This window comes from Gallaecimonas zhanjiangensis, from assembly GCF_057624825.1.
This window is the reverse complement of the sequence record NZ_CM172603.1, coordinates 2,046,014-2,070,085: the sequence shown is the minus strand read 5'-3', so window position 1 is coordinate 2,070,085 and position 24,072 is coordinate 2,046,014. Positions and strand designations below refer to the sequence as shown.

The window sequence follows — 24,072 nt, the reverse complement described above, 5'->3', positions numbered from 1 at the left end:
TCCATGCTAAAACGGCTGTTCATCGTACTGGGGCTGGTGATAGTGGTGCTGCTGGCCCTGGGTTATCAACGCTTTTTACGGTTCCAACAGCTTAGCTACGAGAAATGGACAGCCCAAAGCCAGCTGATGCAGACCCGCCAGGGGCCGCTGGAATACCAGATAAAAGGTAAAGGCGAGCCGATACTGCAGTTCCACGGCACCCCTTCGAGCTACCGGGGCAACCTCAACTTCCCGCTCTACCAACCCCTTTTTGATGACCGGTTTTCGCTTATTTCGGTCAGCCGCCCCGGTTACCTGCGCACGCCGCTGACAACCGGCGCCACGCCTACCCAGCAGGCCGATGCGTTTTCAGAGCTGGTCACTAACCTTGGGTATCAGCAGGTGGTGGTGGTGGGGATCTCCGGTGGCGGGCCCAGTGCCCTGGCCTTTGCTCATCGCCACCCCGAGCAGTGCAAGGCGCTGATACTGATTGAGGCCCTGGCGCTACCGCTGCCAGAAGACAAACGCGATGGCCGTTACGCCCGGCTTATTCGCCTGGCGCTAGACCACACCTACCTTGCCTGGCTGGCATCACCGGTACTGAGCCATTATTTCCCGAACCAAGGCAGGCAGAACGAGATGGAGCTGGCCTTCGAGGAATACCTGTCGCTGTTTCCCTACTTTGCCGATGGCCTACAAAACGATGTCCGCCAGTTTGAACGCCTTACGCCCCTGGCCCAGCCGCTAACCCGCTGCCCGACCTTGATTTTGCATGGCCTGGAAGATGAGGTGGTGGGCTTTGACAATGCCACGGCGGTGCTGGCCCATATTCCCAACGCCAAGCTGGTGCCCTTTGGCGGCGCCGGCCATGAGCTGTTTTACACCCAGGCCGGCGCCATCAGCGCGTACATTGCCGACTTTGTCAGCCCAGCAGTTCCTTGACCAGCTTGGGCACCTCCACAGACGCTGGCCCGCGGCGGTGCTCCTGGAATTTGTGGCTTATTTCCGAGCGCTCGGCGTTTACCTCAATGCAGTGCGCCCCTTGTGATAAGGCTTCGTCCACAAAGCCCGCCGCCGGGTAAACCTGGCCCGAGGTGCCGATGGCGATAAACAGATCGCACTGGGCCAGGGCGTGGAAGATCCTATCAAGCCCCAGGGGCATCTCACCAAACCACACCACATGGGGGCGCAGCGTATTGGCCGGCACGCAGCAGGTACACAGGCTGTGCTCGTCCAAGGGTTCGGTGACCCTAAACAGTTGCCCGCTTTTGACGCAGCGCGCTTTGCTGAGCTCACCGTGCATATGCACCAGGTGGTGGCTACCGGCTCGCTCGTGAAGGTCGTCGATGTTTTGGGTAATGACCAGGGTGCCGCTGAGGGCCTTTTCCAACTCGGCAAGGGCCAGGTGGGCGGCGTTGGGGGACACCTCGGGCAGTTGGGCACGGCGCTCGTTATAAAAGCGCTGCACCAGGGCCGGGTCTTTTAAGAAGGCCTCGGGGGTGGCCACATCTTCCAGGCGGTGCTGCTCCCAAAGCCCACCGTTATCCCGGAAGGTTTTTATACCGGATTCGGCGCTGATCCCGGCGCCGGTCAGCACAACAATACGACTGTAATGGCCTTGGCTCACGTTACACTTCCCATGTCTTTTATTACACTTAAAAGTGTAATCTTATGATTTTCAATCTATTGCGCTGGGGCTCGTTACACATGCCCGACCAGCTGCTAAGTCTTTTTTTACCAGCCCATAACCGATACACTCAAGCAGCAGATCTTATATACAAGGCTCCTGATGATCCCGGTCGATATCCTGATAGCAGATGATCACCCACTGTTCCGTGCCGCCATTAGGCTGACTATCTCAGCCGCCCTGCCCCAGGCCCAGATCCGTGAAGCCAGTGATGTCGAAGCGCTGGAAGCGGCCCTGAGTGTCGCCAACCCCGATTTAGTGCTGCTGGATCTGACCATGCCAGGGGCCAATGGTTTCTCATCTCTTATCCTGATGCGCCAGCATTACCCGGCGGTGCCGGTGGTGGTGGTGTCTGCCCATGAGGATAACAGCTCAATGAGCCGCGCCTACCATCACGGCGCCTTGGGCTTTGTGCCAAAGTCTTCCCACCCCGATGCCATCGCCGAAGCCCTTAATCAGGTATTGGCTGGTAATACCTGGTTTCCGCCCGGCTTTATGCCCGAGCCCCAATCCCAGCAGGAACATCAGCTGGCCCAGGGCCTGGCGTCTCTCACCCCGCAGCAGTACAAAGTGCTGGTGATGTTCTCCGACGGCCTTTTGAACAAGCAAATCGCCTACGAGCTGGGGGTGTCGGAGGCCACCATCAAGGCCCACGCCACCGCCATTTTTCGAAAGCTCGATGTGCGTAACCGCACCCAGGCGGTTATCGCCCTGCAGAGCCTGGGCCCAGTGCCCGATCCATCATGGCACGCAGGGCCGCTGGCTTAACCATCTTCGCCATAAAGCCAAAACCGGACTGCTGCGTCTCGCTGATAAGCTCCTGACGGGTGTCGGCTGTTATCAAGATCCCCGGCAGCAAACCGCCTTTTTGTTCCCGAAGTAGCTGCATGACCTGCAGGCCGTTGTCCCCCTCGTCGAGGTGGTAATCGGCCAGCACCATGTCGATTTGCTCGCGGGCAATGATGGCCTGGGCTTCGCTACGGTTACGGGCCGTCGACACCTTCATGTTCCAGCCGGTCAGCAAGGAGCGCATGCCATCGAGGATGGCGGTCTCGTTGTCGATGCACAACACGTGGCGCCCGGTGAGGGTGCGGTCGTTCATGGGCATCAACTGTTGCGGCGCCGCGGCGCTTCGCACCCCGCGCGGCACCGTCACCGAAAACACCGAGCCGCGCCCTTCCCAGGACCGTACCGACAAGGTGTGGCCCAAAATGCGGCTCATCCTGTCAGCGATGGCAAGGCCAAGGCCCAGGCCCTTCTCGCCCTTATCAAAGCGTTTGAACTCTTCAAAGATGATGGCGAGGTTTTCCTTGGCGATGCCGGGGCCGGTGTCCCACACCTCGATGCAAAGGTCGCGGCCACGGTGGCGCGCGCCAAGCAATACCTTACCGCCACGAGAATAGCGAAAGGCGTTGGTTAAAAAGTTTTGCACGATGCGGCGCAGCAGCATTTTGTCTGAATCCACCACCGCATCGGAGCTGACCCAGTGAAAGTCGATTTGCTGCTCGTCAGCCAGGGCCTTGAACTCGTAGGCAAGGTTGCCCAGCAGTTCATCCAGCGCAAAATTGACCCGCCGCACCTTCATGGTGCCGGCATCGAGCTTGGAGATGTCCAAGAGATCGGTGAGCAGCTCGCCGGCGGCTTTTAAGGAGATGGTGGTGTTTTCCAGCAACAAAGCCTGCTCGGTGCCAGTTTCGGTGCGTTGCAGCAGCGCCGACACAAAGAGCCGGGCGGCGTTCAGGGGCTGCATCAGGTCGTGGCCGCAGGCGGCCAGGAACCGGCTTTTGCCCTGGTTGGCCTTGTCGGCGGCGGCCTTGGCCACCACCAACTCGTGGGTGCGTTCTTCAACCCGGGCCTCCAGTGCCTCGTTGGCGTCTTTTAGCACCCGCTCGGCGGCGCGATAGGAGGTGATGTCGGAGAAGGTCATTACAAAGCCGCCGTTGGGCATGGGATTGCCTTGCAGCTTTATCACCCGCCCGTCGGGGCGCTGGCGCTCGGAGCTGTGAGGGCTGCCCATCTTCATGTAGTTGACCCGCCGCGCCACGTGCTCTTCCACCGAACCTTTACCGCACCAGCCGCGCTCGGCGTTCATGCGAATCAGATCGGCCACAGGGCGCCCGGCGTAGATAAAGCCGGGAGGATACTCAAAAAGCTCTAAATAACGGCGGTTCCAGGCGACGAGATTCAAGTCTCTGTCCACCACCGACATGCCTTCGGAGGCATGCTCGATAGCCCCTTGCAGCAAGTCGCGGGAAAAATGCAGCTGCTCGGTGGCTTCATCCACCAGGGTCACTACTTCATCAAGGCCGATGTCGCGCCCTTCAAGGGCCGAGCGCAGCACCAGGGCAGCGCTGGAGGCACCAATGACCGAGGCCATTAAGCGCTCGGCTTCTTCAAGTAAATCGTCAGGGGCCAGGCGCGGCAGCGACTGGCGGCTCATCACCCCGTCACGCAAATAGCGCTGGAGCATCCTCTCGGCCCGCTCAGGGCCCACAAAGCGCGATACCAGCAGCTTGAGGTCTTGCACGCTCAGATACCCCTGGTGCTTACCGCCATTACGGCCGCCCTGGTGGGCAACAAAGGCGGCAGCCTGGAGCCGGTCTCGCACCCCGGCGCGAAGGGCCATGGAGGCCAGCACGTAGGTCATGGCGTTGACCAGGAGGGACACCAGCATGGCGTAGCTCGACAGCATTTGCCCGGCCAGCAGCCACCAGACCCCAAGGCCGGCCACAATGCCCAGCATCACCCCTTTGCGGTGGCCCTGGCTCCAATACAGGCCACCAATCAGCGCCGGCGCCAGCTGCGCAAAGATACCGAAGGCAAAAAGGCCAAACCCGGCCAGCCGTTCTTGCTGGCCCATCAGGTAATAGGCGCCAAAACCCAGGGCCATCAGCACCAGGATGATCAAGCGGCGAATGCGCAGCAGCAGGGTGGAGAAACGTTCGAAGTTACGGCCAGCGATAGAGCCGGTACGTAGCAGCAGCGGCAGCACCAATTCGTTGGACACCATGATGGCGATGGTCACCGCCGCCATCACCACCATGCTGGTGGAGGCGGAAATGGCGCCCAGCAGTGCCAGCGCCGCTACCCAGGGGTGGCCTTGGTAGAGCGGCAGGGAGATCACAAAGCCGTCTGGGCTGTGGTCAACCGGCGCGATAAGGCTACCGGCCATGGCAAGCGGCACCACCGGAATGGCCATCAGCACCAAGTAGCAGCAAAAGATCCAGCGGGCGGTTTTTAAATCTCGCTGCTCCTGGTTCTCCACCACCATCACATGAAACAGCCTTGGCAGGCATAAAAAGGCGCAGGCCCCCACCAGGCTCTGGGCCAGCACCGCCGGCAGCGAGGAAGAGGCCTCCTGGGTGATGCGGTCTTTGATAACCGCCTCGGTGATGAGATCCCCAAAGCCGTCAAAGCTGGCGTACACCACTACCAGCGTCACGGTGATAAGGGCGACGAGTTTCACCACCGACTCAAAGGCCATGGCCAGCATCAGCCCGGGGTGATGCTCGGTGGCATCGAGCTTTCGGGTGCCAAACAAGGAGGCAAACAGCACCAGCGCCAGCGCCACCGCAGCGGCAATAGCGGTGCGGGGCAAACGGGTATCGGCCAGCAGCTCAAACCCCATCACCATGGCTTTTAACTGCAAGGCGATGTACGGCAGGCTGGCCAGGATGGCAATCAAGGTGACGGTTACCGCCAGGATTTGTGATTTGCCGTAGCGCGCGGCCAGAAAATCCGCCACCGAGGTAATGCGCTGGGCATGGCAGACCCGGATGAGCTTTTTGATCATCGGGTAGCCAAAGGCCAGCAGCAATACCGGCCCCAAGTAGACCGGCAGGAAAGACCAAATCGAGTGATAGGCCTGGCCGACGGTGCCAAGGAAGGTCCAAGACGAGCAATAAACAGCCAGCGAAAAGGCGTAGATCAATTTACGGCTGGGAGGGTTGAATTTGCGCCGGGCGCGATCGCCCCAATAAGCAATACCAAACAGCAATAAAACGTAGGCCAGGGAAAAGGTCCCCATTAACCAAAGCGGCATTCCATCCCCTCCAAATGTTACCCGCTATTTGTACCACAGCCCTGTATTTCTGTGGGTTCGACTAAAGTCGACTGGCCGAAATTACCGGAACCTGACTAACTTGTGAACGACCTGTTAACAAGGAGTTCCATCATGGACCATCCGCTATACGAAAAAATACACAGCAGCAAGCGATTTCAGGACATGGTGGCGCGTAGGGAGCGCTTTGCGTGGTTTTTGTCAGCGATCATGCTGGTTATTTACTTCGCTTTTATCCTGATCATCGCTTTTAGCCCCGCCACTTTCGGTAAACCGATCAGCGAAGGCTCTGTTGTGACCTGGGGGATCCCCGTTGGGCTTGGCGTCATTATCAGCGCCTTTGTACTGACCGGCATCTATGTGCGCAAATCAAACCGCGAGTTTGACGCAGAAAACAGCGCCATTATCGAGGAGGCCAAAAAATGAAGATGAAACATCTCCTCCCCGCCACCCTGTTGATGCTGCCGGGCTTGGCCAGTGCCGCCGGTGCCATTGAAGGGGAAGTGCATAAGCAACCCTTGAACGTGTCGGCCATCGTCATGTTCTTGCTGTTTGTGGCCCTGACCTTGGCTATCACCTGGTGGTCGGCCAAAAACACCAAAAGCACCGCCGACTATTACGCCGCTGGGGGCGGCATAACCGGTTTTCAAAATGGTTTGGCCATCGCCGGCGATTATATGTCGGCCGCGTCCTTTTTGGGGATCTCCGGCCTGGTGTATCTCTCCGGCTTTGACGGCCTGATTTACTCCATCGGCTTTTTGGTGGGCTGGCCGCTTATTCTGTTTTTGATTGCAGAGCGCTTGCGTAACCTCGGCCGCTACACCTTTGCCGACGTAGCGTCCTACCGCCTCAAGCAAAAACCCATCCGTACCCTGGCTGCTTGTGGCTCCTTGGCGGTGGTGGCCCTGTACCTCATCGCCCAGATGGTAGGTGCCGGTAAGCTTATCCAACTGCTGTTCGGCCTGCCCTACCACTATGCGGTGGTGTTGGTGGGTGTGCTGATGGTGCTGTATGTGACCTTCGGCGGCATGCTGGCCACCACCTGGGTGCAGATCATCAAGGCAGTATTGTTGCTGTTCGGTGCTACCTTCATTGCCATCATGGTGCTCTACCATGTGGGCTTTAACCCGTCGCACCTTTTTGAAGAATCGGTCAAGGTACACCCCAAAGGCGCGGCCATCATGGCGCCGGGCGGCTTGGTGTCAGATCCCATCTCCGCCATCTCCCTGGGGATAGCGCTGATGTTCGGTACTGCCGGTCTGCCGCACATCCTGATGCGTTTTTTCACCGTCAGTGACGCCAAAGAAGCCCGTAAATCGGTGTTCTTTGCCACCGGTTTTATCGGCTACTTCTACATCCTGACCTTCATCATTGGTTTTGGCGCCATCCTGCTGGTGTCTACCAATGCGGAATTCAAGGATGCCGCCGGCGCCCTCTTGGGTGGCAACAACATGGCAGCGGTGCACCTCTCTAAAGCGGTGGGCGGCGACTTGTTCTACGGCTTTATCTCTGCCGTGGCCTTTGCCACCATCCTGGCGGTGGTCTCCGGCCTGACCCTTGCTGGCGCCTCTGCGGTGTCGCACGACTTGTACGCCAGCGTGTTCCGCCACGGCGAAGCCTCCGAGCGTGAAGAGCTGAAAGTGTCGCGCATGGCCACCGTTGCCCTTGGTATCGTTGCCATCCTCCTTGGCATCGCCTTTGAGAAACAGAACATCGCCTTCATGGTGGGCCTAGCCTTCGCCATCGCTGCTTCCACCAACTTCCCGGTGCTGTTCCTGTCCATGTACTGGTCCAAGCTCACCACCCGTGGCGCCAAGATTGGCGGCTGGATGGGCCTTATCACCGCGGTTACCCTGGTGATCATCGGCCCCACCGTGTGGGTGGCGGTGCTTGGCTTTGAAGATGCCATCTTCCCCTACAAATACCCCGCGCTGTTCTCGGTAGTGGTGGCCTTTGTGGGTACTTGGTTCTTCAGCATTACCGACAAGTCCGAAGCGGCAGACGAGGAACGGGCACGCTTTGTACCCCAGTTCGTTCGCTGCCATACCGGGGTGGGCGCTACCGGTGCCGTAGAGCACTAAAACAGCCGCCATCACCCGTCAAAAACCCGGCAACTGCCGGGTTTTTTCTACTTTGGTCTAATGGTGAGGGGCCCCCCTTGCTATACATACTCGGACCAACAATCCGATAACAAGATAGGGAATGCTATGTTGAAAGATCGCTACCCCGTCATGCAGCACATCGCCGACAACACCCATGTGGACAAGGCCAAATACCAGGCTCTGTACCAGGCGTCGGTGAAAGACCCGGAGGCCTTTTGGGGCGAGCAGGGTAAACGCATTGACTGGATGAAGCCTTATACCAAGGTCAAGAACGTTTCCTTCGACCCTCATAACCTCCACATCCGCTGGTACGAAGACGGCACCCTCAACGCCAGTGCCAACTGCCTTGACCGCCACCTTGCCAAGAACGGCGACACCGTGGCCCTTATCTGGGAATCGGATGACGGCAACACCATTACCAACGTTACCTACAGCGAACTGCACGCCAAAGTGTGCCGTTTTGCCAATGTCCTCAAAGCCCAGGGCATTAAAAAAGGCGACGTAGTCACCATCTACATGCCGATGGTGGTGGAAGCGGTGGTCTCAATGCTGGCCTGTGCCCGCATTGGCGCCATCCATTCCGTGGTCTTTGCCGGTTTCTCCCCCGACTCCATTGCCGGGCGCATCATCGACGGCAAATCAAAACTGGTTATCACCGCAGATGAAGGCCTGCGTGGCGGCCGCGCCATTCCCCTTAAAGCCAGCGTGGATGAGGCCCTGTCGCACAAAGACATCACCACTGTGGACAAGGTGATTGTCTACAAGCGTACCGGCAACGACATCAACTGGGTTGAAGGGCGCGACTTGTGGTGGCATGACCTGGAAGCAGGCGCCGGCAAAGACTGCCCGGCCGAAGAAATGGCCGCCGAAGATCCGCTCTTTATCCTTTACACCTCCGGCTCTACCGGTAAACCCAAAGGGGTGCTGCACACCACCGGCGGTTACCTGGTGTATGCCGCCCTGACCCACGAAGTGGTCTTTGATTACAAACCCGGTGAAGTGTACTGGTGTACCGCCGATATCGGCTGGATCACCGGGCATTCTTACTTGGTGTATGGGCCTTTGGCCAACGGCGCTACCTGCCTGCTGCACGAAGGCGTGCCCAACTCTCCCGGCCCAAGCCGCCTGGCCGAAATGGTAGACCGCCATCAGGTAGCCATTCTCTACACCGCACCAACCCTTATCCGGGCGCTGATGGCCCAGGGCGACGAGCATTTTGCCAAGCTTGACGGCAAGAGCCTTCGCATCCTTGGCACCGTGGGCGAGCCCATCAACCCCGAGGCCTGGCGCTGGTATCACGAGGTGATTGGCAAGGGCCGCTGCCCTATCGTCGACACTTGGTGGCAAACCGAAACCGGCGGCATCATGATCGCCCCGCTGCCAGGCGCGGTAGATGCCAAACCCGGCTCGGCTACCCTGCCCTTCTTCGGCATCCAGCCGCAGTTGGTGGACGCCACCGGCAACCCGGTTGAGGGGGAAGGCAACCTGGTGATAAGCGACTCCTGGCCCGGCCAAATGCGCACCGTTTATGGTGACCACGAGCGCTTTATCCAAACTTACTTCTCCACCTTCCCTGGCAACTACTTCACCGGTGACGGTGCCCGCCAGGACGAAGACGGTTATTTCTGGATAACAGGCCGGGTCGATGACGTGATTAACGTCTCCGGCCACCGTATGGGTACTGCCGAGGTGGAATCGGCACTGGTTTCCCACCACGATGTGGCAGAAGCAGCGGTCGTTGGCTACCCCCACGACATCAAGGGCCAAGGCATCTACGCCTATGTCACCCTCAATGCCGGGGTTGAAGCCACCGAAGAGCTGCGCCAAGCCCTACGCCAATGGGTGCGTAAAGAAATCGGCGCCCTGGCCAGCCCCGACCTTATCCAGTGGGCACCGAGCTTGCCCAAAACCCGGTCCGGTAAAATTATGCGCCGTTTCTTGCGTAAAATTGCCGCCAACGAGTGTGAGGCTTTGGGTGATACCACCACCCTTGCCGACCCCAGCGTTATTGATGTGCTTATCGAGAGCCGTCTTAACAAGTAGTACCCTACCAACCATTAGCCCGCCTTTAAGGCGGGCTTTTTTACGTTCAATTTCTTCTAATTCACCATAGCGCTGCAGCTTTTAATCCAACTCTCTTGGCGTAAGCCTCCTTCGCAGTCTTCGCTCCTGACAAAAATTGGCGGGTGATAAACCGCGCATTTTTATTGTCCGGTAAGGGTTCTTTGGTGACGGGAATGGTTATGCAAGGGAAGAAAGGAACAGGCGAGGCTTAAAAAGGGATAAAAAAAGCGCCGCATCAAGCGGCGCTTTTTCGGCCAACACTTTATTAGAAAGTGTATTTGGCAGACAGTTGCAGACGGGTCAGGTCGCCTTTGTCGTTGTTCTCCAGTTTACGCTCGGCATAAACAATCTCGGCACCGAAGGAGATCGGTTTAACCGGAGAGTACATCAGGTTGGCGTGAACAGACTGTACGCTCTTGGTCAGGGCCTGAGAGGCAGTATCGTTGTTGTCAGCCCAGGTGCCAGACAGTACAAAGCTGGAGCGCAGTTTCTCGGTCCAGAAGTGACGGTAAGCGGCAAAGGCGCTGACAGTGGAGATGGTGTCCAGGTCGCCGTTGGCTTTGACGTTGCTGGAGTTGAAGGTGTTCAGAGCCACATAACGGCCGATACCTTCACCAGCGGTTACGCTGAAGCGGAAATCGTCCATATCGCCAGCTTTAAGCAGGCCAGACAGGTTCACACCAAAGCCCATTTTGGTTTCGTTGTCTTGTACGTCGCCGTTGGCATCAACGGTGTCGGCACGCAGCTGACGCACCAGACCGGCAACGGCCAGGCTGCCCCAGTCGCCTTTCATGTTATAGCGACCAACCAGATCAGGCAGGATGCTGTTGTCTTCGTCTACACGAGAGGCAGAGTTGTAGGGGCTGTAAGTGGTTTCCGGGTTTTCCAGAGCGAACTGCCAAGCACCGGAATCAGAGGTGTAACGTACCATCGGCTGACGGTTGAACACGGTAGCGTCGGAAGCCGGCAGGAAGTCGGTGGTTTCCGGCAGTGCAGTGGTGTTCTCGAAGGTGGTAAAGGTTTGACCGAACAGCCAGTTGTCGTAGGTGAAGTAAGCGTGACGCAGACGAGGAGAGGTGGAGTTGGAAGTACGCTCGTCGCCCGGGTAGCCAGACATGAAATCCAGTTCCAGGTAGCTGGTGATGACGTGGCCGTCGATCAGGGTCTTGGTGCCGAAGTTAAAGCGGGTTTCACGGGCGGTGAAATCCAGCAGAGTGTCGTCGTTGTTACCGTTACCACCAGAGGTAGAGACGGTGCTAGGAACATAATAGATGCGGCCCAGGCTGGAGCTGGCAGGCGCGCCTTCGCTGAACTTGCTAACGTTCAAAGAGGCTTTGGCGTAGCCGCCGAAAGTCACAGTGGTGTTGTCGGTTTTGAGCAATTCAAAAGCGGCGTGGCTGGGCATGGATACGATGGCACCGATGGCGCCAGCGAGCAGAGTCTTTTTCATGTTCTCTCTTCCTGTAGTGGTAGCTGCAATTGGCAATCTTTTTAATGTTGCCGAAGTTCATTCTTTAAATATTGCAAAAGTTCCCTAAGTTTCCTATTCGCCTTTGGTCGAAGCCAAATGCTGTTCCAAGGTCAACATGGGTGATGCATCTATCCCTTCAGCATCCATCATACTGGCCACCCTTTGCAGGGAGCTCAGAATCAAAGTTTGTTCCCAAAGCGCTAATTCTTCAAATTGCTTGATGAAGGCATTTTGCAGTAATGCCGGAGCGGTGGAGACAGCCTCTTTACCCTGATCGGTCAAAGTTAATTCAACTTTGCGCTTGTCGAGGGTCGAGCGCTGACGAAATACCAGCCCTTTTGCTTCTAGGCGGTCAATTATGCTGGTAACTGTAGCCTGAGAGAGATTTACCACCTTGGCGATACTACGGGTGGTATCGCCGGGATGCTCGGCGATGGCCCGCATCAACATCAGCTGAGGGCCGGTCAGGGAGGTTTCCTTGGTTAACTGCCGGGAATGGAGGTCAATGGCGCGAATGATGCGCCGAAGCGCGGTCAATACTTCATCTACTGGTTGCATACAGCTTACCCCCGGAACAAAAGCGGTATTTTAGACTGCGAAGGATAGCTTTGATAAGTACTTGATTTGATCCTTTGAAACATCAGCACCATACTTGTTCGCCCACGAACAATATGGACCTGCCATGAAAAAGCATCTCCTTATCGCCGTACTGGCGCTCACTGGCACGCAACCTGCCTGGGCTGACGTTAAAATTGGCGGCGCGGTGCGCCTCAATTACGCTTGGAAGGACTACGACCAGAGCAACAAGGATAAAAACGGCGAGTGGGATATTGAGCTGTTTCGTATCGACATCAACGGTGACGACGGCAATTGGTTTTACTCGGCGCAGTACCGTTGGTATCAGGACTTTGAAGCCATTCACCACGCCTATGTCGGCTACAAATTCGATGAAGACCGCAGCGTCAAAGTGGGTGTCACCCTAGTGCCCTTTGGGCTACTGCCCGTTTCCTCCCACGGATTTTGGTTCGGCGGCACCTATTATCTTGGGCTCGAAGACGATTACGACACCGGCGTGGTGTACGAGCAAAAAGACGGCGACTGGTTATTTCACGCCGCCTATTTTCACAATGCCGAATACCAGAGCGGCGACCGCTACGACCGATATTCTTTCGATCTGGCCGCCGTTGACGGCCAGCGGGCCGACGAAAATGGCCAAATCAACTTGCGGGCAGAGCGCACCCTGCATTTTGCATCCAGTAAGTTGAAGTTAGGCGCATCCGCTCAACTTGGTCGTTTGTATCGGTATGATTCCAAGACGCACGATAGCCGCTGGGCTGGCGCCCTTCATGCCGATTGGAGCAACGATGCCGGCTGGCAGGTGCAGCTGCAAGAAGCGCACTACAAGTACGACACCGGTACCGATACCGTTGAGCTTTCCGCCTTCCAATTCCCTTTTCCGGTGGCAAGTGAAGCCGATGTGGTGTCGCTCAATCTCGCCAAGACCTTTACAGTGAACAACGACTTTGTTGACACCGTTACCTGTTATAACGACCACACCCAGACCTTGGCATCCGGCCAGGGCATCGATAATTCAATACAGAACGTGACGGGCTGTCTGTTAGTCAAGGGCGGCCTTTACACCTACATTGACTGGATAGCCGGTAAAAACATGTGGTTTGCCGGTGGCGACGGTATCGGCTTTGATAGCCCCGACAACAACGGTTGGCACTCCAGGCTCAACATCAACATCGGCTATTATTTTTAAAAATTTGTTGACAAGGATGGCCCTGATAAGAGAAGGATATAGCCATCGCTTTAGGAGTCAGCCATGAATTTGCGTCAACTCACCACCATTACCCGCACCATTACCGGTACCACCATTGTGTGGCACTGGCGGGCGCTGTTGGTGAATTGACAAGAAGCAATTCAAACATCAGAAAAGCCCGCCCTCACCGGCGGGCTTTTTGTTTATGGAGAGTAAAAAATGCAGGTCATGAAATTCGGTGGTAGCTCCCTTGCCACGCCAGACAGGTTTGAATCTGTTGCCCGGCAGGTAAGAGAAACCCTGGAAAACAGCGCCGTAGCCGTGGTGTTATCGGCGCCGGCAGGGGTAACCAATCAACTGGTTGCCCTGTGCGACGATACCCAGGCCACTGATATTCAGGCCATCACGGCGCCTTGGCAGGCGCGTTACCCGGCCCTGACCGATGCGTTAGCGCAATGGGCCAACCAACTGGAAGCCTGGTGCCAGGGCATTGCCTTGCTGGGCCATTGCCCTGAAGGCACCCGGGTTGCCATCGCCAGTGCTGGCGAGCGTTTGTCAGTGTTGGTACTGAGCCACATTCTTGAAGCGGATGAACCGGTGCAGCTCGACCCGGCCGGTCTCTTCCTCGGTTATGGGCCTCGTCTTGACGCCTTGGTGGACTTGGACGCCTCTCGCAATAAATGCCGGGGGCTGAGAGAAAAGCAGCCGCGTCTTGCCATCATGGCCGGCTTTTACGCCGGGCACCGAGACGGCGGCCAGTGCCTGCTGGGCCGTAACGGCTCGGATTACTCGGCAGCCGTGCTGGCTGCCTGCCTGGGCGCCGAAGAGCTGATCATCTGGACTGACGTGGACGGCGTTTACCAGTGCGACCCGCGCCTGGTGCCTGAGGCCCAAAAGCTGCGCCAGCTTTCCTTTTCTGAAGCTCTCGAACTCTCCCACTTTGGCGCCAAGGTACTGCACCCCAAAACCCTGGGGCCGGTAGGCCGCTTTCATATCCCCACCTGGATCCGCTCCAGCCTCGACCCCAGCCTGCCAGGCACCCGCATCGATACCCAAGTGGAGCCGTCTGACAAGCCGGTCAAGGCCCTTTCCAGCCTCAACGATGTGGTGATGGTGTCGGTCAGCGGCCCCGGCCTTAAAGGCATGGTGGGTATGGCCAGCCGCATTTTCGCCGCCGTTGGCCAGGCCGGAGTATCGGTGCTGCTCATTACCCAGTCCTCCAGCGAATACAGCATCAGTTTCTGTTTGAACTCGGTGGACGAGCGCCGCGCCGTTAACTCCATCGAAGACGCTTTCTCCCTTGAGCTTGCCTCGGGCATGCTCGAGCCGGTCAGCGTCCAGCGGGATCTGGCCATCCTCACCTTGATTGGCGACAACATGTGCCAGGCCAAGGGTGTTGCCGGGCGCTGCTTTACTCAACTGGGCCGGGCCAACATCAATGTGGTGGCCATCGCCCAAGGCTCCTCGGAGCGGGCCATCTCGGCCGTTATTCCAGGTGATTGCGCCGCTCGCGGATTGAAGATGGTGCACCAGGCCTTTTTTGACAGCTCCATGCCGCTGGAGCTGGTACTGCTAGGCTGCGGCAATGTGGGCTCTGAGCTGTTGCGCCAATTGGAAAGCCAGGGCCATTGGCTGGCCAAACAGGGCATCAACGCCCGGGTGGTGGCGCTTTCCAACAGCCAGAAAATGCTGGTGGATACCAAGGGGCTGTCCCTTGCCCATTGGCACCAGGCGCTGGAAGCCGAAGGCCAGCCACTCGATCTGGCGGCGTTAAGAGCCCTGAGCCAGGACTTATTAAACCCGGTATTGGTGGATTGCTCAGCAAGCGACGAACTGCCGGCGCAGTATCAGGCCTTTTTGGAAGCGGGTTTTCATGTGGTCACCCCCAACAAGAAAGGCAACACCGGCGCCCTCGCCCACTACAAGGCGCTTAAGAAAACCGCCAAGCAGCACCGCCGCCGCTACCTCTACGACACCACAGTGGGTGCTGGCCTGCCGGTTATCGAGAACCTGCAAAACCTGCTGCACGCCGGTGACGAGCTGCAAAGTTTCTCCGGCATTCTCTCAGGCTCCCTGTCCTTTTTGCTTGGCCGCCTCGAAGACGGTGTGTCCTTTTCCCAGGCGGTACGTGAAGCCATGGAAAAAGGCTTTACCGAGCCTGACCCACGAGATGATTTGTCCGGTCTCGATGTGGCCCGCAAGGTGCTTATTCTCTCCCGTGAAGCCGGTCTCGATTTGGAACTTGCCGACATCAAACTCACTGGCCTGTTGCCCCAAAGCTTTGCCAGCCTCAGCCAGGACGAATTCCTCGCAAGGCTCCCTGAGCTTGATGACGCCATGGCCCAAAAGGTCAGCGACGCCAAGGCCGAAGGCAAGGTACTGCGTTATGTCGGGCGAATAGAGAATGGCGAAGGCCTGGTTGGCGTGCAGGCGGTGGACGCCAACCACCCGCTGCACCGGGTTCGCGACGGCGAAAATGCGCTGGCCTTCTTGACCCGTTATTACAGCCCGGTGCCGCTGCTGCTGCGCGGCTACGGCGCTGGCGCCGATGTTACCGCCGCTGGCATCTTTGCCGACGTGCTGCGTACCCTTAACTGGATGCGGGAGGTTTAACATGGTCCGCGTTTTTGCCCCCGCCACCTCCGCCAACCTCAATGTCGGCTTTGACAGCCTGGGGGTTGCCCTGGCGCCCCTTGATGGCCCCGCCATCGGTGATGTGCTGACAGTCGAAGAAGCGGTTAAAGACAGCCTTGAGGTCACAGGCCCTTACGCCCATGAGCTAAGCGGCACCAATATCGTCGAAAAAGCGTTGTGGCGGTTTCGCGAGCTGACCGGCATTACCACTCCGGTTGCCATGCATCTTGAAAAAGGCATGCCCATCGGCTCCGGTATCGGCTCGTCGGCAGCCAGCGTGGTGGCCGCAGTGGAGGCCATCAATCGCTACTTTGGCTCTCCTTTGGATTTTGATGCGGCCAAGGCACTGATGGCAGAACTGGAAGGCGAGCTTTCCGGCGGCGTGCATTGGGACAACCTGCTGCCCTGCCTGCTGGGCGGCCTGTGCCTGCATGACGCCAAGCTGCCGGTGCCAGAAAATTGGGTCTGGCTGCTGGCCTACCCCGGTATTCGCCTGGAAACCAAAGCCATGCGCGCCATCCTGCCCAAAGAGATTGCCCTTAGCCAAGCGGTGGCGCAGGCCTCCAACCTGGGGCGTTTTGTCGATGCGCTCCATCGCGGCGAGGGGCGTTTGGCGGCCAAGCTGATGGTCGATAACGTAGTTGAGCCATGCCGCGCCCCGCTGGTGCCGGGCTTTTTGGCGTTAAAAGATAAATTGATGGCCCAAGGGGCCTTAAGCAGTGGTTTGTCAGGCTCCGGCCCTACCCTTTTTGCCGTCTTTGATAACATGGCCGCTGCCGAACAGGCCCTGGCCGACGCCCAGCAATGGGTGGCCCCCCATAACGGCTTTGCCCATCTTTGCCGGGTTGACGACCTCGGCGCACGGACTCTGGAGTCATGATGCAGTTTTATAACCTCAAACACCCCGAACAACGGGTTAGCTTCAGCCAGGCGGTGCGCCAGGGCCTGGGTAAAGACCAAGGACTGTTCTTCCCGGAAAGCTTGCCAGTATTGGACGCCAGTGAGCTCGCTGAGCTTCCTCGCCATCAGCGTTACCAGAAGATTTTGTCAGGCTTTTTAAAAGACACTTTCTCCGAGCCGACGCTCTCCGAGATGATCGCCAAGGCCTTTCCCTTCGAAGCGCCGCTGGTGCCGGTCGGCCCACACTTTGCCCTGGAGCTGTTCCACGGCCCGACCCTTGCCTTTAAAGATTTCGGCGCCCGCTTTATGGCCCAGTGCCTGGCACGGCTCAGCGACGGCAAGCCCATCACCATCCTCACCGCCACCTCGGGCGACACCGGCGCGGCAGTCGCCCATGCCTTTCACGGCTTAAAAGGGGTGCGGGTGGTGGTGCTCTACCCTGAGGGCAAAATAAGCCGCCCCCAGGAGCAGCTCTTTTGCACCCTAGGCGGCAATATCGAGACCCTGGCCGTGGAAGGCAGTTTCGATGACTGCCAAGCCCTGGTAAAAGCGGCTTTTGACGACGAAGAGCTGAAAAACGCCATCGGCCTTAACTCGGCAAACTCCATTAACATCAGCCGTTTGCTGGCACAAATCCTGTATTTTTGGGATTTGGCCCTGACCGAGCCCAACCTGGTGGTGAGCGTGCCGAGCGGTAACTTTGGCGACCTGACCGCCGGCCTGATGGCCAAGGCCATGGGCGCCCCCATCAAGCGTTTTATCGCCGCCACCAACAGCAATGATACCGTGCCCCGTTATCTAGCCAACGGCCAATGGCAGCCCCATGCCACCGTTGCCACCCTCTCCAACGCCATGGACGTGAGCCGCCCTAACAACTGGCCAAGGGTCGAACACCTCTTGACCAGCCATGGCTGGTCTTTGACAGGGGAAGCGGTCAGTGAAGCCGATACCAAGGCCGCGATGCAGACCCTGCAAATTCTCGACTACCTAGGCGAGCCCCACTGCGCCGTGGCGTTCAAGGCCCTGCTCAATAACCTTGAAGACAAAGAGCGCGGCGCCTTCCTTTGTACCGCCCACCCGGCCAAGTTTGCCGAAAGCGTCAGCACCATTCTCGGTATTCCGGTGCCGCTACCCAAGGCCCTGCAAGATGCCATGGAAAAGCCCAACCTTTCCAAAAAGCTGGGGAACGACTGGCAGCAGCTTCGGCATTATTTACTTCAGGCATGAAAAAAGGCGCCCAATGGGCGCCTTTTTAATGGCTATTGATGGTTCAGCCGGCGGCAGCTACGGCCGCATCGATAGACATCATCAGGCTCAGCACCGTCACGGTGAGGATGGAGAACCCAAACAGCTTACGTGCCCAGGTGGCATCATCCTTGGTTTTGTAACCCTTGATGGCCATATGCAACCAGTAGGTGCCCAGACCCAGTGCCACCACGAAGTAGGCATAGCCGGTGTAGCCGGTAACGGTCAGCAACAAGCTGGCCACCACAAAGGCGACAATGTAGGCAATGATGTGCTTCTTGGTTACCCCTACCCCTCTGGCCACCGGCAGCACGCAAATGGATGCGGCCGAGTAGTCTTTGAGGCGGAAGATGGCAATGGCGTAGGAATGGGGCATCTGCCAGAGGCTGAAAATCAAAAACAGGATAACGGCGCCCAGATCCAGCTGGTTGCTCACAGCACAATACCCCACCAAAGGTGGCGCAGCGCCAGAGAAACTGCCAATCAGGGTGCCATGTACCGAATGGCGCTTGAACAGCAGGCTGTATAAGCCCACGTAGATGACCAGGCCGGCCAAGACAATGGCAACCGCCAACAGGTTGGTAGTAGCCCAAAGCAAAGCGGTACCCAGCACGCCCAAGACAATACCGTATACCAGGGCAACGCCCATCGGCAGCTCACCAGTAGCGGTGGCTCGATTACGCGTCCGTTCCATCTTTTTATCGATGTCCCTGTCGATACAGTTGTTCAGCACACAACCACAAGCCACCACCAAGGAAACACCCACCAGGGTGCTTACCAGGGTCAACCAGCTAAAGCTGCCCTTGGAGGCCAGAAAAAAACCACCGGCAACCGAAATAAGGTTACCGAAGATGATGCCTGGCTTGGTGATGCCAATGAACTTCTTAATCATGGGTGATACTGCTGGCTTGAGAGTGAAAGGGGCAGCCTCTCGGCTGCCCCCTTTGGGATAGGCCTTAGTGGCCCATCATTGGCATGGTCAGACCGTACAGATGCCAGAAGATCCAAGCGGAACCCGCCACCAGAATGGCAACGATGATCACGGCGAAGACAAAGGCATTGACGTTCCAGCGCTGCTCAGACGAGCTGTTCATGTGCAGGAAGAATACCAACTGGATCAGTACCTGAGCCAACCCGGCAATGACCATGACAGTAACGGTAACAGCCGTGGAGGCTGCACTGTTCATCACCATGGCAAAGGGGATCACGGTCAGAATGATCGACAGGATAAAGCCAATAAAATAGGACTTGAAAGAGCCGTGGCTTGCGCCGGCGTCAGTATGAGAATGTGCACTCATTACAGGGCCCCCATCAGGTAAACAGCGGTAAATACGCAGATCCAGACGATATCCAGGAAGTGCCAGAACAAGCTCAGGCACTGCAGACGGACGTTGTTCACATCAGTCAGGCCGTTACGGGCAACTTGGAAAATCATCACGATCATCCACAGCAAGCCGAAGCTAACGTGCAGACCGTGGGTACCTACCAGGCTGAAGAAGGCGCTCAGGAAGGCACTGCGCTGAGGGCCTTCACCTTCCAGGATCAGGTGATGGAACTCATAGATTTCCATACCAACGAAGCCAGCGCCCAGCAGAGCGGTGACGATCAGCCAACCGATGGTTTGGCTCTTCTTGCCAGCGTGAACGGCCAGCATAGACAGGCCACTGGTAAAGGAGCTGATCAGCAGCAGGAAGGTTTCGACCAGCACAAAAGGCAGTTCGAAAATATCCTTGCCAGACGGGCCGCCTGCGGTGTGGCTATAAAGGACTGCATAAGCCGCGAACAGGGTCGCGAAGAGAATACAGTCGGTCATGATGTAGATCCAGAAGCCGAAAACCTTCAGGGCTCCTGCATCGTGATGCCCATGGTCGTGGGCATCGTGTGCGTGAATAGCTTCACTCGACATAGTTGAAATTCCTTACACCTTCGCTGCGGCGGCAAGCTTAGCTTTGTGCTCGCCTTCGATACGTTCGATTTCATCAACTTGGACGTAGTAATCAACGTCCTTGATGTTGGAGCGAACGATAACGGTCGCAATAACACCGATGAAAGTCACGGCAGCCAGCCACCAGATGTCCCAGATAAGGGCAAAACCACACACGGTCATGAACGCACCGACAAAGACACCGGATGCAGTGTTCTTAGGCATGTGGATAGGCTCATAGGGAGCAACCTGCTTGTAGGCAGTACCTTTCTCTTTTTCATCCCACCAGGCGTCAAGGTCATGAACAACCGGGGTATGGGCGAAGTTGTAGAAAGGCGGCGGTGAGGAAGTGGACCATTCCAGGGTACGGCCATTCCACGGGTCACCAGTCAGATCGCGGTTGGCATCACGGTTACGGATGCTCACAAAGATCTGGATGAGCTGGAAGATGATACCGAACAGGATCACCACAGCACCGATAACGGCAATGTTAAGCCAGGGAGTCCAAGCCGGGTTGTCGTAGTGGTTCAGACGACGGGTCATACCCATGAAGCCCAGTACGTACAACGGCATGAAGGCCAGGAAGAAGCCCACGAACCAGCACCAGAAGGAAGCTTGGCCCAGTTTGTCGTTGAGCTTAAAGCCAAAGGCTTTGGGGAACCAGAAGCTGATACCGGCCATAACACCGAACACCACACCACCGATAATCACGTTATGGAAGTGGGCAATCAGGAACAGGCTGTTGTGCAGCAGGAAGTCAGCACCGGGAACGGCCAGCAGTACGCCGGTCATACCACCGATGGAGAAGGTGATGATAAAGCCCAGGGTCCACAGTACCGGTGCATTGAATTGCACGCGGCCACGGAACATGGTGAACAGCCAGTTAAAAATCTTCAGACCCGTCGGAATGGCGATAATCATGGTCGCAATACCGAAGAAGGCGTTGACGCTGGCGCCAGAGCCCATGGTGAAGAAGTGGTGCAGCCACACTACGAACGACAGGAAACCGATGGCGCAGGTGGCATATACCATGGAGGTATAACCGAACAGGCGCTTGGTACTGAAGGTCGATATGACTTCAGAGAACACACCGAAGCAAGGCAGGATGAGGATGTACACCTCGGGGTGACCCCAGGCCCAGAATAGGTTGACGTACATCATCGGGCTGCCGCCCGCATCGTTGGTAAAGAAGTGGAAGTCCAGGTAACGGTCTACGGTCAGCATACCCAGTGCCACAGTCAGCATCGGGAACGCGCCCATGATGATGATGGTGGTAACGAAGATGGTCCAGGTGAACACGGGCATCTTCATCAGGGACATGCCGGGGGCACGCATCTTCAGGATGGTCACGAAGAAGTTAACGCCGGTCAGGGTCGTACCGATACCGGATATCTGCATCGCCCAGATATAGTAATCAACCCCCACGCTGGGACTGAACGCCTTCTCCGACAGGGGCGGATAAGCAACCCAGCCGGTGGTGGCAAACTGGCCAACGAACAGGGAGATGTTTACCAGGATCACGCCACCCACAAACAGCCAGAAGCTGATGCTGTTGAGGAAGGGGAAGGCAACGTCACGGGCACCGATCTGCAGCGGAACCACGATGTTCATCAGGCCGATCACCATAGGCATGGCCATAAAGATGATCATGATAACGCCGTGGGCGGTGAAGATTTGGTCGTAGTGGTGCGGAGGCAGGAAGCCACCTTGACCATCATGGGCCAGGGCCAGCTGCGAACGCATCATAATGGCGTCGGCAAAGCCGCGAAGCAGCATCACGATGGCAACAACCATGTACATGACACCGATCTTTTTATGGTCAACCGAAGTCAGCCACTCACGCCACAGGTAGCCCCACTTTTTGTAGTAGGTCAGCGCGCCGACCAGGGCAATCCCTAGCAGCGCAACTACCGCAAAGGTGCCTACCAGGATCGGCACGTTATAGGGAATTTGATCCCAGGTTAATTTTCCAAACATCGTTATTCCTCAGCGCCAGCGCCCATTTTCTCGCCAATTTCGTGATTGTATTCAATCTTGTGCTCAACCACTTGGTCAAAGCTCATCACGATTTGGTGGTAAATCTGCGGCTCTACAGAAGAGAAGTACTCAACAGGCATATGGTCCTGTTTCAGAGCGATCGCTTTGTAGCCAGGATAAGTCAGCTCTTTGGAGCCGCTCTTAACCTTGGCAACCCAGGCTTCAAAGTCTTGGTCATTGGCAGTAGCAATGGCCTTGAACTTCATGCCGGAGAAGCCAGCACCGCTGTAGTTAGCAGAGATACCGTCATAAGTACCCGGGTGGTCGGCCTGCAAGTGAAGCTGAGTCGACATCCCCGCCATGGCGTAAATCTGGCCACCGAGCTGCGGAATGAAGAAGGAGTTCATAACAGTGCCGGAGGTGATCTCGAACTTCACCGGGGTACCGGGCGGGATCACCAGCTCATTCACGGAAGCGATGCCTTGCTTCGGATAAATGAACAGCCATTTCCAATCCAGAGATACGACTTGAACAGTCAGAGGTTGCTTGTCCGAATCCAGAGGACGATAGGGGTCGAACTCGTGGCTGGACTTCCAAGTGATCACGCCAAGGATGGCGATGATGACCAGAGGGATGGACCACACTGTTGCCTCAAGGGCATTAGAGTGAGACCACATGGGGGTATAAGTAGCCTTGGTGTTGGATGCGCGATAACGCCAAGCAAAGAGCACAGTCATGATGATGACGGGAACAACCACGATCAGCATCAGGATGAAGGCGGTAACGATCAACGACCATTCGCCCTGCCCTACCGGGCCCTTGGAGTTCATCAGAACCATATCGTCACACCCAGCCAACAAAAAGGCCGCTCCCAGGGAGAGCACCTTAGTAAGACTGGTTAACCACTTACTTTTCATATCATAACCTCACCTCAAAATGACTGCCTCGAGGAACATAAGAGCTCGCTACAGGGGACTTGCGTTGTAATTGTTAGCCGCGGAATGTACCAAGAAAAACCCTACCATTTCCAGTGAAAAACACCCCGTTCAACCCGCGTGGGGAACAAAACACCTTTTCGTACGGTCTCGCCTTACATTCCGTTAAAAGTTATTGACTTCATTTGACAAAAAGCAAGGTATCAGACCGTTTCCCCGGCATGACCTTGCTTGTATTAGCAAGCGACTCTGGCACACTCTTTCTTTTGTTTTCCCGAGGGATATATGAGAGTAGCAGTTGCCCCTAACGGGCCTGAGTTGTCGAACATTGTAGCTGGCATGTGGCGTTTGGCCGACTGGCAGCTCAATATTCAAGCTCGCATTCGTTTTATAGAGGAGGCACTGGCATTAGGGATCAGCTCCTTTGACCATGCAGATATTTACGGTGACTACCGCTGTGAACAGCTGTTTGGGGAAGCGCTGAAGATTGCCCCTCATCTTAAGGCGCAAATCCAGCTTGTCTCCAAGTGCGGTATTAAGCTGACAAGCGACAATCGCCCCTATCAGCTTAATCATTATGATACTTCCGCGGCTTATGTCCGTTCCCAGGTTGAGGCCTCGTTAGCCAATCTGGGGGTCGAGCAGCTCGACCTTCTTCTTATTCATCGCCCTGATTATCTGATGGACGCCGCCGCCCTCGCCGAAACCTTCAGGGAACTGCAAAAAGAGGGAAAAGTGGCGCACTTTGGGGTATCCAACCACAGCGCCGCGCAGTTTTCACTGCTTGATGACCAGTTCCCGCTGGTAACCAACCAACTGGAATTGTCGGTCCTTGAACACCAATCCTTGGACGACGGCACCCTTAGCCAATGCCAGGGCAAACGCATCAGGCCTATGGCTTGGTCTCCCCTTGGCGGTGGCAGATTATTTAGTGGCCAAGACCCGGCAGCCCTTCGGGTGCGGGCCGTGCTTGAAGACCTCGCCAAAGAGCACGGCTGTAGCCTAGCCACCCTCGCCTACGCCTGGATACTGCGCCACCCCAGCCAGCCCCTTCCTATTACCGGCTCAGGCCGCGTTGCGGCGCTGCAAGAAGCCACAGCCGCCCTTGAGGTAAGGCTGAGTAACGAGCAGTGGTATCGGTTATGGGTGGCCTGTCGCGGTCACGATGTGCCCTGAGCAAGGTTTCAGCATTACCGTGTTTCGGCATAAAGAAGCTTTGTTATCATGACGGCAGGTCGACGTTAACGGTAGCCAGCGTTTCAAAATGCGAGGTTATTTGGTCGCTTACCACTTAACGCAGATAACGACCGGCTAACGTCAACTGTCGTT

At 56.9% G+C, this 24,072-nt stretch carries 19 protein-coding genes; 10 read left to right on the top strand and 9 right to left on the bottom strand.

The window, feature by feature from the left end; translation table 11 throughout:
* Nucleotides 1–3 precede the first annotated feature (3 nt).
* Entirely contained in the window at nt 4–921 is a 918-nt protein-coding gene (locus tag AC22G1_RS09850) for an alpha/beta fold hydrolase (protein WP_487316603.1), read from the top strand.
* On the opposite strand, the gene cobB is transcribed toward AC22G1_RS09850, so the two are convergent.
* On the bottom strand, nt 902–1,606 hold the full coding sequence (cobB, locus tag AC22G1_RS09845) for a Sir2 family NAD+-dependent deacetylase (protein ID WP_487316602.1): 705 nt from the start codon (nt 1,604–1,606) through the stop codon (nt 902–904). The two genes, AC22G1_RS09850 and cobB, sit on opposite strands and share 20 nt — an antisense overlap.
* Before the next feature lie 162 nt (nt 1,607–1,768).
* Here cobB and AC22G1_RS09840 point away from each other — a divergent pair, with 162 nt between their 5' ends.
* On the top strand, nt 1,769–2,434 hold the full coding sequence (locus AC22G1_RS09840; RefSeq protein WP_487316601.1) for a response regulator: 666 nt from the start codon (nt 1,769–1,771) through the stop codon (nt 2,432–2,434).
* Here AC22G1_RS09840 and AC22G1_RS09835 read toward each other — a convergent pair.
* Complete coding sequence (locus tag AC22G1_RS09835) at nt 2,370–5,708, bottom strand: hybrid sensor histidine kinase/response regulator (RefSeq protein ID WP_487316600.1); 3,339 nt, start codon at nt 5,706–5,708, stop codon at nt 2,370–2,372. The genes AC22G1_RS09840 and AC22G1_RS09835 overlap by 65 nt on opposite strands.
* Before the next feature lie 132 nt (nt 5,709–5,840).
* Between AC22G1_RS09835 and AC22G1_RS09830 the strand changes: the two genes are divergently transcribed.
* From AC22G1_RS09830 to acs, 3 genes are all read left to right on the top strand, one after another.
* A complete protein-coding gene (locus AC22G1_RS09830) occupies nt 5,841–6,152 on the top strand; it encodes a DUF485 domain-containing protein (protein ID WP_050658155.1) in 312 nt (103 codons plus the stop codon).
* Nucleotides 6,149–7,807 carry a cation acetate symporter gene (actP, locus tag AC22G1_RS09825; protein WP_487316599.1) on the top strand — a complete coding sequence of 553 codons (1,659 nt, stop codon included), beginning with the start codon at nt 6,149–6,151 and terminating at the stop codon, nt 7,805–7,807. Before AC22G1_RS09830 ends, actP begins: the two co-directional genes overlap by 4 nt.
* A 150-nt stretch (nt 7,808–7,957) precedes the next feature.
* A complete protein-coding gene (acs, locus tag AC22G1_RS09820; protein ID WP_487316710.1) occupies nt 7,958–9,871 on the top strand; it encodes an acetate--CoA ligase in 1,914 nt (637 codons plus the stop codon).
* 286 nt (nt 9,872–10,157) lie between these two features.
* Here the strand turns inward: acs and AC22G1_RS09815 are convergent, their stop codons facing one another.
* Both AC22G1_RS09815 and AC22G1_RS09810 read right to left on the bottom strand, forming a co-directional pair.
* Entirely contained in the window at nt 10,158–11,342 is a 1,185-nt protein-coding gene (locus AC22G1_RS09815; protein ID WP_487316598.1) for a DcaP family trimeric outer membrane transporter, read from the bottom strand.
* A 93-nt stretch (nt 11,343–11,435) separates the two neighbouring features.
* Nucleotides 11,436–11,921, bottom strand: coding sequence for a MarR family winged helix-turn-helix transcriptional regulator (locus AC22G1_RS09810; RefSeq protein WP_487316597.1), 486 nt, complete (start codon nt 11,919–11,921; stop codon nt 11,436–11,438).
* Between the two features lie 124 nt (nt 11,922–12,045).
* Between AC22G1_RS09810 and AC22G1_RS09805 the strand changes: the two genes are divergently transcribed.
* The 4 genes from AC22G1_RS09805 to thrC all read left to right on the top strand — a co-directional run bounded on the left by AC22G1_RS09805 (nt 12,046) and on the right by thrC (nt 17,889).
* On the top strand, nt 12,046–13,128 hold the full coding sequence (locus AC22G1_RS09805; RefSeq protein WP_487316596.1) for a putative porin: 1,083 nt from the start codon (nt 12,046–12,048) through the stop codon (nt 13,126–13,128).
* Nucleotides 13,129–13,347: 219 nt separating this feature from the next.
* Nucleotides 13,348–15,741 carry a bifunctional aspartate kinase/homoserine dehydrogenase I gene (thrA, locus tag AC22G1_RS09800; protein WP_487316595.1) on the top strand — a complete coding sequence of 798 codons (2,394 nt, stop codon included), beginning with the start codon at nt 13,348–13,350 and terminating at the stop codon, nt 15,739–15,741.
* A gap of 1 nt (nt 15,742) precedes the next feature.
* Nucleotides 15,743–16,642, top strand: a complete 900-nt coding sequence (gene thrB / locus AC22G1_RS09795; RefSeq protein ID WP_487316594.1) for a homoserine kinase — start codon at nt 15,743–15,745, stop codon at nt 16,640–16,642.
* Entirely contained in the window at nt 16,642–17,889 is a 1,248-nt protein-coding gene (thrC, locus tag AC22G1_RS09790; protein WP_487316593.1) for a threonine synthase, read from the top strand. The genes thrB and thrC overlap by 1 nt, the downstream gene beginning before the upstream one ends.
* Nucleotides 17,890–17,932: 43 nt before the next feature.
* Here thrC and cyoE read toward each other — a convergent pair whose 3' ends face one another.
* The 5 genes from cyoE to cyoA form a co-directional block, all read right to left on the bottom strand.
* On the bottom strand, nt 17,933–18,799 hold the full coding sequence (gene cyoE / locus AC22G1_RS09785; protein WP_487316592.1) for a heme o synthase: 867 nt from the start codon (nt 18,797–18,799) through the stop codon (nt 17,933–17,935).
* Nucleotides 18,800–18,863: 64 nt separating this feature from the next.
* The gene (cyoD, locus tag AC22G1_RS09780) at nt 18,864–19,205 is read right to left on the bottom strand and encodes a cytochrome o ubiquinol oxidase subunit IV (protein ID WP_487316591.1); all 342 of its coding nucleotides are present in this window, start codon (nt 19,203–19,205) and stop codon (nt 18,864–18,866) included.
* The gene (gene cyoC, locus AC22G1_RS09775) at nt 19,205–19,813 is read right to left on the bottom strand and encodes a cytochrome o ubiquinol oxidase subunit III (protein WP_487316590.1); all 609 of its coding nucleotides are present in this window, start codon (nt 19,811–19,813) and stop codon (nt 19,205–19,207) included. The genes cyoD and cyoC overlap by 1 nt, the downstream gene beginning before the upstream one ends.
* A gap of 12 nt (nt 19,814–19,825) precedes the next feature.
* On the bottom strand, nt 19,826–21,808 hold the full coding sequence (gene cyoB / locus AC22G1_RS09770; RefSeq protein ID WP_487316589.1) for a cytochrome o ubiquinol oxidase subunit I: 1,983 nt from the start codon (nt 21,806–21,808) through the stop codon (nt 19,826–19,828).
* Nucleotides 21,809–21,810: 2 nt separating this feature from the next.
* Nucleotides 21,811–22,725 carry a ubiquinol oxidase subunit II gene (cyoA, locus tag AC22G1_RS09765; RefSeq protein ID WP_050658143.1) on the bottom strand — a complete coding sequence of 305 codons (915 nt, stop codon included), beginning with the start codon at nt 22,723–22,725 and terminating at the stop codon, nt 21,811–21,813.
* Nucleotides 22,726–23,028: 303 nt separating this feature from the next.
* Between cyoA and AC22G1_RS09760 the strand changes: the two genes are divergently transcribed.
* The gene (locus AC22G1_RS09760) at nt 23,029–23,919 is read left to right on the top strand and encodes an aldo/keto reductase (protein WP_487316588.1); all 891 of its coding nucleotides are present in this window, start codon (nt 23,029–23,031) and stop codon (nt 23,917–23,919) included.
* Nucleotides 23,920–24,072: the final 153 nt, after the last annotated feature.

Coding starts and splice junctions, on each gene's coding strand:
- AC22G1_RS09850 (WP_487316603.1), top strand. CDS start 4: ATGCTAAAACGGCTGTTCATCGTACTGGGGCTGGTGATAGTGGTGCTG.
- AC22G1_RS09840 (WP_487316601.1), top strand. CDS start 1,769: ATGATCCCGGTCGATATCCTGATAGCAGATGATCACCCACTGTTCCGT.
- AC22G1_RS09835 (WP_487316600.1), bottom strand. CDS start 5,708: ATGCCGCTTTGGTTAATGGGGACCTTTTCCCTGGCCTACGTTTTATTG.
- AC22G1_RS09830 (WP_050658155.1), top strand. CDS start 5,841: ATGGACCATCCGCTATACGAAAAAATACACAGCAGCAAGCGATTTCAG.
- actP (WP_487316599.1), top strand. CDS start 6,149: ATGAAGATGAAACATCTCCTCCCCGCCACCCTGTTGATGCTGCCGGGC.
- acs (WP_487316710.1), top strand. CDS start 7,958: ATGCAGCACATCGCCGACAACACCCATGTGGACAAGGCCAAATACCAG.
- AC22G1_RS09815 (WP_487316598.1), bottom strand. CDS start 11,342: ATGAAAAAGACTCTGCTCGCTGGCGCCATCGGTGCCATCGTATCCATG.
- AC22G1_RS09810 (WP_487316597.1), bottom strand. CDS start 11,921: ATGCAACCAGTAGATGAAGTATTGACCGCGCTTCGGCGCATCATTCGC.
- AC22G1_RS09805 (WP_487316596.1), top strand. CDS start 12,046: ATGAAAAAGCATCTCCTTATCGCCGTACTGGCGCTCACTGGCACGCAA.
- thrA (WP_487316595.1), top strand. CDS start 13,348: ATGCAGGTCATGAAATTCGGTGGTAGCTCCCTTGCCACGCCAGACAGG.
- thrB (WP_487316594.1), top strand. CDS start 15,743: ATGGTCCGCGTTTTTGCCCCCGCCACCTCCGCCAACCTCAATGTCGGC.
- thrC (WP_487316593.1), top strand. CDS start 16,642: ATGCAGTTTTATAACCTCAAACACCCCGAACAACGGGTTAGCTTCAGC.
- cyoE (WP_487316592.1), bottom strand. CDS start 18,799: ATGATTAAGAAGTTCATTGGCATCACCAAGCCAGGCATCATCTTCGGT.
- cyoD (WP_487316591.1), bottom strand. CDS start 19,205: ATGAGTGCACATTCTCATACTGACGCCGGCGCAAGCCACGGCTCTTTC.
- cyoC (WP_487316590.1), bottom strand. CDS start 19,813: ATGTCGAGTGAAGCTATTCACGCACACGATGCCCACGACCATGGGCAT.
- cyoB (WP_487316589.1), bottom strand. CDS start 21,808: ATGTTTGGAAAATTAACCTGGGATCAAATTCCCTATAACGTGCCGATC.
- cyoA (WP_050658143.1), bottom strand. CDS start 22,725: ATGAAAAGTAAGTGGTTAACCAGTCTTACTAAGGTGCTCTCCCTGGGA.
- AC22G1_RS09760 (WP_487316588.1), top strand. CDS start 23,029: ATGAGAGTAGCAGTTGCCCCTAACGGGCCTGAGTTGTCGAACATTGTA.